Here is a 13,086-nt window from a genome sequence, read left to right as displayed (position 1 = left end):
GGCCGATGCCGGCAGCGGTCAGTGGTTGCTCACCAGGTGACTGACGGTCATCGTGGCGGCCATTTTAACGTGGCCCGAGACTATCGCACTCATTGGAATTTGCAACAGTGAGCAAATGCGGCTCCTCTTATAATGTCGCTTTCGAGCAATGCCGGTGGGCAGCATGCCGCACCGGCCACAGGAACGCATCATGGCAAAACACGCAAAAGTGCTGATTCTCGGTTCTGGTCCCGCCGGCTATACCGCCGCGGTCTACGCGGCCCGCGCCAACCTGGAACCGGTGCTGATCACCGGCCTGGCACAGGGCGGCCAGCTGATGACCACCACGGACGTCGAGAACTGGCCGGGCGATGCCAAGGGCGTCCAGGGTCCTGAACTGATGCAGCGCCTGCTGGCGCACGCCGAGGAATTCAAGACCGAAATCATCTTCGATCACATCCACACCGCCAAGCTGGTGGACGACAACGGCCAGCCGGCCCGCCCCTTCCGCCTGATCGGCGACGCCGGTGAATATACGTGCGACGCGCTGATCATCGCCACCGGCGCCTCGGCGCAGTACCTGGGCCTGCCGTCCGAAGAGTCCTTCATGGGCCGCGGCGTGTCGGCCTGCGCCACCTGCGACGGCTTCTTCTACAAGAACCAGGAAGTGGCCGTGGTCGGTGGCGGCAACACCGCCGTGGAAGAGGCGCTGTACCTGTCGCATATCGCCAGCAAGGTCACCGTGATCCACCGCCGCGACAGCTTCCGCGCCGAGCCTATCCTGGTCGACCGCCTGCTGCAGCGTGAAAAGGAAGGCCGCGTGGTGATCCGCTACGACAGCGTGCTGGACGAGGTGCTGGGCGATGAATCCGGCGTGACCGGCATCCGCGTGCGCGGCACCAAGACCGGCCAGGCCGAGGACCTGAAGCTGGCGGGCGTGTTCATCGCCATCGGCCACAAGCCCAACACCGACCTGTTCGAAGGCCAGCTGGCCATGGAAAACGGCTACCTGGTGACCAAGTCGGGCCTGCAGGGCGACGCCACCGCCACCAGCGTGCCAGGCGTGTTTGCCGCCGGCGACGTGCAGGACCATGTCTACCGCCAGGCCATCACCAGCGCCGGCACGGGCTGCATGGCCGCGCTGGACGCCCAGCGCTTTGTTGAAGCCCTGAAGTAAGCACCGCCCCTCCGCCGGCCGGGCCGCCACGGCCCGCCGGCGCGTCCCTTGCGGCATCTCCTGCCGCCCCGCCAGTCGATATAATCTGCGCCGAGCCCCCGGAGATTTTTCAATGACGCACGGCGCCCGCAAACCCGACCGACCGCCCCAACGTTTCGGCCTGAACGACCTTGCCAGGCTGCGCGACACCCTCAAGGCCGATACCGAGCGCCGCGAAGCCGAGCGCGTGGCCGCCGAGCAGGCCGCCCGGCGCGCCCGTGAAGAGGCCGACGTCTTCCGCACCAGCGTGGGCCAGGTCAGCCAGCTGCGCGACCGCAACCGCGCCCCCCTGCCCGCCAGCAAGCCCGCCCCGGTGCCGGTGCAGTCGCGCCGCAACGACGAAGCCGTGCTGGCGGCCTCGCTGTCCGATGATTTCGACGTGGAAAGCCTGCTCGAAACCGACGAGACCCTGTCGTTCCGCCGGCCCGGCATCGGCATGGACGTGATCCGCAAGCTGCGCCGCGGCGAATGGGTGGCGCAGGACAAGGTCGACCTGCACGGCCTGCGCAGCGACGAGGCGCGCGAGGCGCTGGCCGAGTTCCTGCGCCGCTCGGTGCGCAACGGCGTGCGCTGCGTGCGCGTGATCCACGGCAAGGGCCTGGGCTCGCCCGACAAGCTGCCAGTGCTCAAGGGCAAGGTGCGCAGCTGGCTGGTGCAGAAGGAGGAAGTGCTCGCCTTCGTGCAGGCGCGCGAGGCCGAAGGCGGCGCCGGCGCGCTGATGGTGCTGCTGCGCCAGCCGCGCAGCTGACGCATCGCCACGGATGCACGTTCCGCTTGAATTGCTGATGGGGCGGCTGCCCCTGATCCTCCACATCATGGAGGTGATCGGCGTGCTCGCCTTCGCGGTCTCGGGCGTGGTCGACGCGCGCAAGCAGCGCCTGGACGTGGTCGGCACCTTCGTGGTGGCCTTTGCCACCGCCTTTGGCGGCGGCACCGTGCGCGACGTGCTGCTGGACCGGCGCCCGTTCTACTGGGTCGACCACGAAGGCTACGTGCTGCTGATCTTCGTGATGTCGTTCGGCGCCTCGTTCGTGCTGCGCGTGGTCAGCCGCGTGGCCTCGGACCGGGCCATGATCGTGGCCGACGCGATCGGGCTGGGGCTGTTCTCGGTGACCGGCGCCTCGCTGGCGCTGGTGGCGCAGATGACGCCCACCGTGGCGGTGATGATGGGCATCATCTCGGCCGTGTTCGGCGGCGTGGTGCGGGACGTGCTGTGCAACGAGGTGCCGATGATCCTGCGCGACCGCTCGCCCTACGCCACCTGCTCCTTTGTCGGCTGCTGGATCTATGTCGGCATGACCTGGCTGGCGGTGCAGCAGGAAGCGGCGCTGCTGACCGGGGCAGTGGCGATCATCGCCATGCGGCTGGTGTCGGTGCGCTACGGGTGGAAGCTGCCCAGCTGAACCGCACCCACCAATGAAAACGCCGCCCTGCAAGGCGGCGTTTCTCTATCCTGGCCCGAGGCTCAGACCGCGGCTTCGTCCTGCTCGCCGGTGCGGATGCGGATCACACGCTCGATCTCGGTGACGAAGATCTTGCCGTCGCCGATCTTGCCGGTGTGGGCGGCCTTGACGATGGCGTCCAGCACGGTGTCCAGCTGGTTCTCGGCCACCACCACTTCGATCTTGATCTTGGGCAGGAAGTCGACCACGTACTCGGCGCCACGGTAGAGCTCGGTATGCCCTTTCTGGCGGCCAAATCCCTTCACTTCGGTCACCGTCAGACCGGTCACGCCGACGTCGGCCAGGGCTTCACGCACCTCGTCGAGCTTGAACGGTTTGATGATGGCGGTAATCTGCTTCATGACTGGCCCCTGTTTATCGTTTGTTCACGCGCCTGGCGGCGCATCGCCGCGGTCGCGGCGCTCTCCGGGTGGCATTTTACCAGCCCTTGGCCGCTTGCATTTCCGCCTGCCCCACAGCCAGCGCGGCCGCAGCGTTGGCTAGCGCGCATCCGGGCAGGCCCCGGCCCTGTGGATAAACCTGTGGACAGCCACTGGAGAAACTGTGCACAAGCCGCCACCCAAGAGCCGGAGCTCGACCGGCGCTGCGCTCAGTCCGGCACCTTCTCCAGGTCCGCCAACCACACCACCGACTCTGAATCGCTCGGCGCGCGCCAGTCACCGCGCGGCGACAGCGATCCGCCCGAGCCCACCTTGGGCGCGTTCGGGATGCATGAGCGCTTGAACTGGCTGGTGCGGAAGAAACGGTCCAGGAAGATCGCCAGGTTGCGCTTGATCTCCGGCAGCCCGTACTGGTTGCGTACCACATGCGGGCCGTTGGGCCAGACGCCGCGCTCGCGGTCGCCCCAGGCATGCAGCGCCAGGAAGGCGATCTTGGACGGCGTGAAGCCGAAACGCAGCGTGTAGTAGAGGTTGAAGTCCTGCAGCTCATACGGGCCGATGGTGCTCTCGGTCTTCTGCTCGGGGCCGTGGTTGCTGTCGCCCGGGACCAGCTCGGGGCTGATGTCGGTGTCGAGCACGGCCAGCAGCACGTCGGAACCGCCCTCGCCCACCTGCCCGGTCTCGGCCACCCAGCGCACCAGGTGCGAGATCAGCGTCTTGGGCACGCTGGCATTGACGTTGTAGTGCGACATGTGGTCGCCCACGCCATAGGTGCACCAGCCCAGCGCCAGTTCGCTCAGGTCGCCGGTGCCGATCACGATGGCGTGGTGGAAATTGGCCAGCCGGAACAGGTGGTTGGTACGCTCGCCGGCCTGCACGTTCTCGAAGGTCACGTCGTAGACCTTCTCGCCGGCGGCGTATGGGTGGCCCAGGTCCTTCAGCATGGCCAGGCACGACGGCCGGATATCGATCTCGGTCGCGGTGCAGCCCACCACCTGCATCAGCTGGCGCGCCTGCAGCAGCGTGCGGTCGCTGGTGGCGAAGCCCGGCATGGTGAAGGCCAGGATATTGGCGCGCGGCAGGCCCAGGCGGTCCATCGCCTTGGCGCAGACCAGCAGCGCGTGGGTGGAATCCAGCCCGCCCGACACGCCGATCACCACCTTGCTGATCTTGCTGGCCGACAGGCGCTGCACCAGCGCCTGCACCTGGATGTTGTAGACCTCCATGCAGCGTTCGTCGCGCTGGCGCGGATCGGCCGGCACGTACGGGAAGCGCGCCACGTTGCGCGCCAGCGGCAGCGACTTTTCCAGGGTCAGGTCGAGCGGGAAGCGCACCACGCGGAACTTGTCCACTTCTGCCTTGTGCCGGCGCACCGAGTGGCCGAAGGTGACCTGGTGCATGCGCTCGCGCGACAGCCGCTCGACGTCGATATCAGCGCAGAGCAGGTGCGAGGTATCGGCAAAGCGCTCGGATTCGGCCAGCAGCTCGCCGTTCTCGCAGATCAGCGCCTGGCCGTCCCAGGCCAGGTCGGTGGAAGACTCGCCCTTGCCGGCCGAGGTGTACAGGTAGGCCGCCAGGCATCGTGCCGACTGCTGCGAGACCAGCTGGTGCCGGTACCCGGCCTTGCCGACCACGATATTCGAGGCCGACAGGTTGACCAGCACCGTGGCCCCGGCCAGCGCCGCGAACGACGACGGCGGGATCGGCACCCAGACGTCTTCGCAGATTTCTGCGTGGAAGCGGAAGTCGGGGATGTCTTCGACATCGAACAGCAGCCCGGCGCCGAACGGCACGTCCTGGCCCAGCAGCCGGATCGACTCGACCGCGGCGTTGTCGGCGGCGCTGAACTGGCGCGCCTCGTAGAACTCCCAGTAGTTCGGCAGGTAGGACTTGGGCACCACGCCCTGGATACGCCCGCGCGCCACCACCACGGCGCAGTTGAACAACTGGTGCTCGACCCGCAGCGGCATGCCGACGATCAGCGCCGCCGGCAACTTGCGCGAGGCCTCGACGATGGTGGCCAGCGCCGCCTCGCAGGCGTCCAGCAGCGCGCGCTGGTGGAACAGGTCGTCGCAGGTGTAGGCGGAGATGCCCAGCTCCGGGAACGCAACCAGCACGGCGCCCTTCTGGGCCGCCTGCGCCGCCAGGGCAATGGTCTCGGCGGCGTTGAAGGCCGGGTCGGCCACCCGGCAGACGGGCACGCCCACCGCGACACGCGCAAAGCCGTGGGAATACAGGTTGAAAAACGGGTTCTTCATATCGGGCCTTGGTTATCGAACCATGCGGACCATGCCGCCGCCTGAAGCATCCCGGGATGCCTCGGCAAGCACTGGTGACGAGGATGCTCCATTTTACGACGCCCGCCCCTGCCGTGCGGCGCAGCAACGGCGCATCGTTTCCGGTAGACTCGATCGATCCACAGACGGGAACTGGTGCAATGCAGTCTGAATCATGCGTGCCCGGCGAGGGCAATGACCAGCGCCAGCCGGCACGGCACAAGCGCAAGTCGGCAGGCGACCCTGCGCAGGAATACCGTACCGAAATCATCTCCGACCTGGGCGAGATCGATGCCGCCGCCTGGGACGCCCTGGTGGCGCACCACGCCGACGCCACGCCGTTCCTGAAGCATGCCTTCCTGCACGCCCTGCACACCAGCGGCAGCGCCTGCGCCGAGACCGGGTGGAACCCGCGCTACCTGACTTTGTGGGCGCCGGCCAAGGACGGCCGCCCGGAACGGCTGGCCGCGGCCATGCCGCTCTACGCCAAGGCACATTCCTATGGCGAATATGTCTTCGACTGGGCCTGGGCCGACGCCTATGCCCGCAACGGGCTCGAGTACTACCCCAAGTGGCTGGCGGCAATTCCCTTCACGCCGGTGCGCGGCGCGCGGCTGCTGGCCGAAGACGCCCATGCGCGCCGCCTGCTGCTGCAGACGGCGCTGGCGCTGGCCGCCGAAAGCCAGATGTCGTCGCTGCACATCCTGTTCCCCGACGAGGCCGAGGCCGCGCTGATGCAGCAGGCCGGCATGCTGATGCGGCACGGCGTGCAGTTCCACTGGACCAATGACGGCTATGGCAGCTTTGACGACTTCCTGGCCACGCTGTCGCAGAAGAAGCGCAAGAACATCCGCGCCGAGCGCCGCCAGGTGGCGCAGGCCGGCATCGGCTTCCGGCGCCTGCGTGGCGAGCAGATCGACGACGACGCGTGGAAGTTCTTCAACCGGTGCTATCGCCAGACTTACCGCGAGCACCATTCCACGCCCTACCTGAACCTGGATTTCTTCCGGCGCATCGGCGCCACCATGCCGCAGCACCTGCTGCTGGTGATCGCCGAGCGCGAGGGCCAGCCCATCGCCAGTTCGCTACTGGTCTATGACGACACGCCGGAAGTCAGCACGCTCTACGGGCGCTACTGGGGCGCACTGGAGTACCACGCCTGCCTGCACTTCGAAACCGCGTACTACCAGCCGCTGGAATTCTGCATCGAGCAAGGCATAGGCACCTTCGAAGGCGGCGCCCAGGGCGAGCACAAGATGGCGCGCGGCTTCCTGCCGGTGGCGACGCGCTCGGCCCACTGGCTGGCGCATCCCGCCTTTGCCGATGCCGTCGAGCGCTTCCTGGCGCGCGAGCGCCAGGGCATTGACGCCTACCTGGACGAACTGGGCGAACGCAACCCGTTCGCCCGCGCCTGAACACGCAAGCCGGCGCTCAGCGCCACATCCGCCGCAGCGTGTTGTCGCCCAGCATGTAGTGGTGGAACAGCGATGCCATCGCGTGCAGTCCGATCACCAGGTAGAAGGCGGTGCCCAGGGTCTCGTGGACCTCCTTGACGGTGTCCTTCAGCGCCGGGTCGGCCGCCACCATCGCCGGCACTTCCAGCCCCAGCGAAGGCAACGCCAGCAGGTGGCCGCCAGCGTTCGTCGCCAGCAGCCCCAGCAGCGGCTGGGCCAGGATATACAAGTAAAGCACCCAGTGCATGGCCTCGCCGGCCAACTGCATCCAGCGCGCGCCCGGCTCCGGCGCGGGCGCGCCGCGCACCAGGCGCCACACCAGGCGCGGCACCGCCAGCACCAGCACCAGCGCCCCCGCCCATTCATGGACTGTCATCGCCAGCGCGCGCGGCGGCGTGCCCTTGGCAAAACTGCCCTTCAGCTCGATCGCGGAATAGGCCAGCGCCACCAGCAGGAACACCGCCCAGTGGAAGCACACCGCCAGCCGGTCATAGCGGCGCAGCGGCGACAAGGCCTGCGGCAATGCCTGGATTTCGGTGATGGGATTCATAGGGGACTCCTCTTGTCAGCACCCGCATAGCGTAGCGCAAGGCACTTGCCCGGATGCTGCCGTACATCAAGCGCGCGGCAACAAAAAACCCCGCCGGAGCGGGGCTTCTTCAGCGGCGGTTCAGCTTACTTCTTGTAGTTGGCCACGCCGTCGGTGATTTCCTTGTGGGCTTCCTCGATGCCAGCCCAGCCTTCGACCTTGACCCACTTGCCGGCTTCCAGTGCCTTGTAGTGCTCAAAGAAGTGCTTGATCTGGTCCAGCTGGTTCTGCGGCACGTCCGACAGGCCCTTCATGTAGGCCGTGGCCGGCGACAGCTTGTCCAGCGGCACGGCGACCAGCTTGGCGTCCACGCCCGACTCGTCGGTCATCTTCAGCATCCCGAGTGCACGGCAGCGCACCACGGCGCCGGCCAGGATCGGGAACGGCGACAGCACCAGCACATCCACCGGGTCGCCGTCGCCCGACAGCGTCTGCGGGATGTAGCCATAGTTGGCCGGATAGCGCATGCCGGTGCCGATAAAGCGGTCGACGAACAGCAGGCCGGTTTCCTTGTCTGCCTCGTACTTCACCGGATCGCTCTGGGCCGAGATCTCGATGATGACGTTGAAATCGTTGGGGATGTCCTTGCCCGGGGTTACGAGGTTGAAGCTCATGCGGTTCTCCAGATGCCTGCGCGGTGTTGTTGGATGGCGGGCATTATAGCGGCTCATGCCTGACCGCAGGCTGACAGCTGGGCCAGGCACGGCGCATTGCACGCTGGCCAGTGTCGGCGATAATGGCGCATTCTTCAGCCGTCACTGAAAAGCGCAGCCGCCGTGCTGCCCCCTGTTGCACCCGCTGCCCCGGAGCCACCCATGCACGCCCAGCACTTCGTCGCCAACCGCCTGATCGCGCCCGACAACGGCCTGCGCATCAAGGTCTTCGATCCGTCCAACGGCGAGCCGTTCGCCGAGATCGCACGCGGCAACGCCACCGATATCAACGTCGCCGTCCATGCGGCCCGCCAGGCCGCCGAAGGCGCCTGGGGCCAGATGGCGCCAGCGGAGCGGGTGCGCCTGCTCAACCGCGTCGCCGTGGCGCTGATCGCGCACGAGGACGAACTGGCCGCGCTCGAGGCCCGCGACACCGGCAAGCCGCTGCGCCAGGCGCGCGCCGATGCCCGCGCCGTGGCCCGCTATTTCGAGTTCTACGCCGGCGCGGTGGACAAGCTGCACGGCCAGACCATCCCCTACAACCCCGGCTACACCGTGCTGACCGTGCGCGAGCCGCACGGCGTGACCGGCCACATCATCCCGTGGAACTACCCGCTGCAGATCTTCGGGCGCAGCGTGGGCGCGGCGCTGGCCACCGGCAATGCCTGCGTGGTCAAGCCGGCCGAGGACGCCTGCCTGTCGCTGCTGCGCGTGGCCGAGATCGCCGCCGATGCCGGCCTGCCCGAAGGCGCGCTCAATATCATCACCGGCTACGGCCATGAAGCCGGCGCCGCGCTGGCGCGCCACCCGGGCATCAACCATATCTCGTTCACCGGCTCGCCCCAGACCGGCAAGCAGGTGGCCCAGCTGGCCGCCGAGAACCACGTGCCGGTCACGCTGGAGCTGGGCGGCAAGTCGCCGCAGATCGTCTTTGCCGATGCCGACCTGGATACGCTGGTGCCGGTGGTGGTCAACGGCATCGTGCAGAATGCCGGCCAGACCTGCTCGGCCGGCAGCCGCCTGCTGGTGGAGCGGCCGGTCTATGACGCGCTGCTCGACCGGCTGGCGTCGGTGTTCGAGTCGCTGCGCGTAGGCCCGTCCGAGCTGGACCTGGAATGCGGGCCACTGATCAGCCGCAAGCAGCAGCAGCGCGTGTGGGACTTTGTCTCGGATGCGCAGCACGCCGGCGTGGCCGTGATGGCGCAAGGCCAGATCGTGGCCGACGCGCCCGAGGCCGGCTACTACCAGGTGCCGATGCTGTTCCGCGACGTGCCGCCGGCGCACCGGCTGGCGCAGGAAGAAGTGTTCGGCCCGCTGCTGGCGGCGATGCCGTTCGACACCGAGGCCGAAGCCATCGCACTGGCCAACGGCACGCCCTACGGGCTCGTGGCCGGCGTCTGGACCCGCGACGGCGGGCGCCAGCTGCGCCTGGCGCACAAGCTGCGCGCGGGCCAGGTCTTTATCAACAACTACGGTGCCGGCGGCGGCGTTGAACTGCCCTTCGGCGGCACCGGCCAGTCTGGCTACGGCCGCGAGAAGGGCTTCGAGGCCCTGTACGGATTCACCACCCTGAAAACCATCGCCATCCAACATGGGTAACATCAATTTCCTGTCCGTCGCCTTTGCCATCTTCTTTTTCTGGATGGCATGGCATGTCCGGAACAAGCGCGCCACCAATCCTTCCGGCATGCCGCGGCTGCAGGTCTTCAAGCGCAAGTGGGGCGACGTCGTCGGCGACCGCGTGCACTGGTGCCTGTATGTGGCACTGCCCTTCCTGCTGGCACTGATGATGGTTGCCAATGCCCTGCGCGGGCGGGGGCCGTTCTCGCACTAGGCATTGAGTACCCCGCAGCACGGAACACCAGAACATAACCACGACACCAGGAGACAAGCCATGAGACTGGCCAACAAGGTAGCGATCATCACCGGCGGCGGTTCCGGGTTCGGCGAAGGCATTGCCCACACCTTTGCGCGCGAAGGCGCCAACGTGGTGGTCGCCGACCTGCGCGAGGAAGCCGCCGAACGCGTCGCCGCCGCGATCCGCGACGCCGGCGGCCGGGCCCGCGCGGTGCGCGCCGACGTTTCGCGCGAAGCCGGCACCGAGGCCATGCGCGAAGCCGCGCTGGCCACCTTCGGCGACGTCCATATCGTGGTCAACAACGCCGGCACGACCCATCGCAACAAGCCCATCCTCGAAGTCACCGAAGAGGAGTTCGACCGCGTCTACGCCGTCAACGTCAAGAGCATCTACTGGTCGGCGCGCACCTTTATCCCGCATTTCCGCCAGCGCGGCGGCGGCGTGTTCGTCAATATTGCCTCCACCGCCGGCATCCGGCCGCGCCCGGGCCTGGTCTGGTACAACGGCAGCAAGGGCGCGGTGATCACCGCCAGCAAGGCCATGGCCGCGGAACTCGGCAAGGACAATATCCGCGTCAACTGCGTCAACCCCGTGATCGGCGCCACCGCCCTGCTCGAAGAATTCATGGGCATGCCCGATACGCCCGAGAACCGCGCCAGATTCCTTGCCACCATCCCGATGGGCCGCATGTCGACCCCGCAGGACGTGGCCAACGCCTGCCTGTACCTGGCCTCGGACGAAGCTGCCTTTATCACCGGCACCTGCATCGAAGTGGACGGCGGCCGCTGCGTCTGAGCCGGTGCCGGCCACCTGCCTTCCCCGTTAGTCGTAGCTGTAAACGCATCATACAGAAGCGCCATATCCTCAGGAGACAGCATGACAACAACCGCAGTAAACCCCGGCATCAGCGACGCCGCCTTTGAAGACGCCACCTACCGCAAGGTCAGCTGGCGCCTGGTGCCCTTCCTCTTGCTGTGCTACGTGGTGGCCTACCTGGACCGCGTCAACGTGGGCTTTGCCAAGCTGCAGATGCTCAACGACCTGCAGTTCAGCGAGACCATCTATGGCTTGGGCGCCGGCATCTTCTTTATCGGCTACTTCCTGTTCGAAGTGCCCAGCAACGTGATCCTGCACAAGGTGGGCGCGCGCATCTGGATCGCGCGCATCATGATCACCTGGGGCGCGATCTCGGCGGCGATGATGTTCGTCACCACGCCGACCATGTTCTACGTGCTGCGCTTCCTGCTGGGCATTGCCGAGGCCGGCTTCTTCCCCGGCATCATCCTGTACCTGACCTACTGGTACCCGGCCAACCGGCGCGGGCGCACCACCACCTACTTCATGACCGCGGTCGCGCTGGCAGGCGTGATCGGCGGGCCGCTGTCGGGCTGGATCATGCAGTCCTTCCACGGCCAAAACGGCTGGTCCGGCTGGCAGTGGATGTTCCTGCTCGAGGGCATTCCGTCGATCCTGGTGGGGCTGTGGGTGCTGGCCTACCTGGACGACCGCATCGCCCACGCCAAGTGGCTGTCGCCGGAAGAGAAGGCGCTGCTGGAGCGCAATATCGCCAGCGAGGATGCGCACAAGGAAGACCCGCCGATCCGCACCGTGATGTCCAGCCCGCGCGTCTGGCTGATGAGCGCGATCTACTTCTGCTTCGTGATGGGCCTGTACGGCGTCAGCTTCTGGCTGCCGACCATCATCAAGCAGACCGGCGTCAGGGGCGCGCTCGATATCGGCCTGCTGACCGCCATCCCCTATGGCTGCGCAGTGGTCGGCATGGTGCTGGTGGCCTACAGCGCAGACCGCAGCGGCGAGCGCCGCTGGCATATCGCGCTGCCCGCGCTGGCCGGTTCGCTGGGCCTGCTGCTGTCGGTGCAATGGCATAGCGACACCACGCTGGCAATGGTGGCGCTGACGCTGGCCACCATCGGCATCCTGACCACGCTGCCGCTGTTCTGGAGCCTGCCGACTTCCTTCCTGGCCGGCACTGGCGCGGCCGCGGGCATCGCGCTGATCAACTCGCTGGGCAACCTTGCGGGCTTCCTCAGCCCCTATGCGGTGGGCTGGCTCAAGGACCTGACCCACAGCACCGATTCGGGCATGTACCTGCTGACCGCCTGCCTGGTGGTGGGCGCGGCGCTGACGCTTTCGGTGCCCAAGCGGCTGGTGAGCCGGAAATAGCCCGTCCGCCAGGATCAGACGCCGTCAACGGCCCTTCCCTTTGCGGGCGGGGCCGTTTTTCTTCCGGAACCTGCGAAGTCGCTCACACGCCGCCTGCGGGCCACAATGCGCCGTCGGCTGACGCGGATGTAGGACCAAGCCCGGCAGTGTCGCCCACCCTTGGGCCCTAGGATGGAAAAGAGAGACCCGGAGTGATCCCACGGGGTCCTCCGGGGCATCTGATTCCGAAGCTCGCCCAAGGAGGCCACGATGCTGCACCTGCCCCCGTTTGCCCCTACCCGTTCGCTGGAACTTGTCGAAGCGCGCCTGGCACGCCGCTCGCGCGTCAAGCGCCTGGTGATCGCGCTCAGCGCCGGCGTGGTCGCACTGCTCGCCCTGGTGCCAGCGGCCAGCCATGCGCAGGCGCCGGTGGTGGAGGCCAACCCTGCGCCTGCCGCCCCGGCACCCGCTGCTCCGGCCGGCACCATGGCGCCGACCCCGGGTGCCACGATGCCGGCCGCGCCGCCGGCCGACACCATGCCCCCTGCCACACAACCCGCGCCGGGCATAGCTGCGCCTGCCACGGCAGCACCGCCGCCGACGGCATCCCCGGCACCCGCGCCCACCGGCACGCCACCAGCCGCGCCGGCGCCAGCGCCGATGGCAGCGCCCGCGCAGCCACGCCCGCCGCTGACCACGCCGCCCCCGCCGCCGCCGCGTGATGCGATGGTCCAGCGTACGGCCGGCTCGGTCGCCTATATCTGCGGCGGTGTCGCCGAAGACGAGCAGGTCGCGCTGCAATCGGAGGCGCGCAAGTACAACATGAGCCTGCTGTTCACGCAGGGCGCGCGCGGCGAGTACCTGTCCGACGTGGACGTCAAGCTGATGCGCGGCGGCAAGGAAGTCGCCAGCTTTGTCGCCGACGGTCCGCGCTGCCTGGTGAAGGCGCCGTCGGGCACGTACAACGTGCGGGCGACTTACCAGGGCCGGACCAAGACTGCCACGGTCAGCACCGGCGGCAAGAACGCGCAGATGCGCTGGTAGTCAGCTGGAAC

At 67.6% G+C, this 13,086-nt stretch carries 13 protein-coding genes; 9 read left to right on the top strand and 4 right to left on the bottom strand.

What is annotated here, in order from left to right:
* Window positions 1-190 precede the first annotated feature (190 nt).
* The 3 genes from trxB to AC1Q6V_RS03730 all read left to right on the top strand — a co-directional run bounded on the left by trxB (window position 191) and on the right by AC1Q6V_RS03730 (window position 2,598).
* A complete protein-coding gene (gene trxB / locus AC1Q6V_RS03740; protein ID WP_010813000.1) occupies window positions 191-1,156 on the top strand; it encodes a thioredoxin-disulfide reductase in 966 nt (321 codons plus the stop codon).
* 112 nt (window positions 1,157-1,268) lie between these two features.
* Complete coding sequence (locus AC1Q6V_RS03735) at window positions 1,269-1,943, top strand: Smr/MutS family protein (RefSeq protein WP_439668627.1); 675 nt, start codon at window positions 1,269-1,271, stop codon at window positions 1,941-1,943.
* Window positions 1,944-1,956: 13 nt separating this feature from the next.
* The gene (locus AC1Q6V_RS03730) at window positions 1,957-2,598 is read left to right on the top strand and encodes a trimeric intracellular cation channel family protein (protein ID WP_011614676.1); all 642 of its coding nucleotides are present in this window, start codon (window positions 1,957-1,959) and stop codon (window positions 2,596-2,598) included.
* Window positions 2,599-2,660: 62 nt separating this feature from the next.
* Here AC1Q6V_RS03730 and glnK read toward each other — a convergent pair whose 3' ends face one another.
* Both glnK and AC1Q6V_RS03720 read right to left on the bottom strand, forming a co-directional pair.
* Window positions 2,661-2,999 (bottom strand): P-II family nitrogen regulator, encoded by a 339-nt coding sequence (gene glnK / locus AC1Q6V_RS03725; protein ID WP_006162803.1) that lies wholly within the window; start codon window positions 2,997-2,999, stop codon window positions 2,661-2,663.
* 248 nt (window positions 3,000-3,247) lie between these two features.
* Window positions 3,248-5,296 (bottom strand): NAD(+) synthase, encoded by a 2,049-nt coding sequence (locus tag AC1Q6V_RS03720; protein WP_010813003.1) that lies wholly within the window; start codon window positions 5,294-5,296, stop codon window positions 3,248-3,250.
* Window positions 5,297-5,475: 179 nt separating this feature from the next.
* Between AC1Q6V_RS03720 and AC1Q6V_RS03715 the strand changes: the two genes are divergently transcribed.
* A complete protein-coding gene (locus tag AC1Q6V_RS03715; protein WP_454750212.1) occupies window positions 5,476-6,729 on the top strand; it encodes a GNAT family N-acetyltransferase in 1,254 nt (417 codons plus the stop codon).
* 16 nt (window positions 6,730-6,745) lie between these two features.
* Here the strand turns inward: AC1Q6V_RS03715 and AC1Q6V_RS03710 are convergent, their stop codons facing one another.
* The gene (locus tag AC1Q6V_RS03710; RefSeq protein WP_454750211.1) at window positions 6,746-7,318 is read right to left on the bottom strand and encodes a cytochrome b; all 573 of its coding nucleotides are present in this window, start codon (window positions 7,316-7,318) and stop codon (window positions 6,746-6,748) included.
* A gap of 125 nt (window positions 7,319-7,443) precedes the next feature.
* A complete protein-coding gene (ppa, locus tag AC1Q6V_RS03705) occupies window positions 7,444-7,971 on the bottom strand; it encodes an inorganic diphosphatase (RefSeq protein WP_010813006.1) in 528 nt (175 codons plus the stop codon).
* A gap of 201 nt (window positions 7,972-8,172) precedes the next feature.
* Between ppa and AC1Q6V_RS03700 the strand changes: the two genes are divergently transcribed.
* The 5 genes from AC1Q6V_RS03700 to AC1Q6V_RS03680 all read left to right on the top strand — a co-directional run bounded on the left by AC1Q6V_RS03700 (window position 8,173) and on the right by AC1Q6V_RS03680 (window position 13,075).
* On the top strand, window positions 8,173-9,609 hold the full coding sequence (locus AC1Q6V_RS03700; RefSeq protein ID WP_010813007.1) for an aldehyde dehydrogenase family protein: 1,437 nt from the start codon (window positions 8,173-8,175) through the stop codon (window positions 9,607-9,609).
* Entirely contained in the window at window positions 9,602-9,844 is a 243-nt protein-coding gene (locus AC1Q6V_RS03695) for a hypothetical protein (protein ID WP_010813008.1), read from the top strand. Before AC1Q6V_RS03700 ends, AC1Q6V_RS03695 begins: the two co-directional genes overlap by 8 nt.
* A 60-nt stretch (window positions 9,845-9,904) precedes the next feature.
* Window positions 9,905-10,663, top strand: a complete 759-nt coding sequence (locus AC1Q6V_RS03690; protein WP_010813009.1) for an SDR family oxidoreductase — start codon at window positions 9,905-9,907, stop codon at window positions 10,661-10,663.
* 81 nt (window positions 10,664-10,744) lie between these two features.
* Window positions 10,745-12,052, top strand: a complete 1,308-nt coding sequence (locus AC1Q6V_RS03685; RefSeq protein WP_010813010.1) for an MFS transporter — start codon at window positions 10,745-10,747, stop codon at window positions 12,050-12,052.
* A 639-nt stretch (window positions 12,053-12,691) separates the two neighbouring features.
* A complete protein-coding gene (locus AC1Q6V_RS03680) occupies window positions 12,692-13,075 on the top strand; it encodes a hypothetical protein (protein WP_081225841.1) in 384 nt (127 codons plus the stop codon).
* Window positions 13,076-13,086: the final 11 nt, after the last annotated feature.

The sequence above is a fragment of the Cupriavidus sp. GW823-FHT07B10 genome (genome assembly GCF_058794355.1).
Note: the sequence above shows the minus strand (reverse complement) of the source record. Positions and strands in the feature narration are given on the sequence as shown.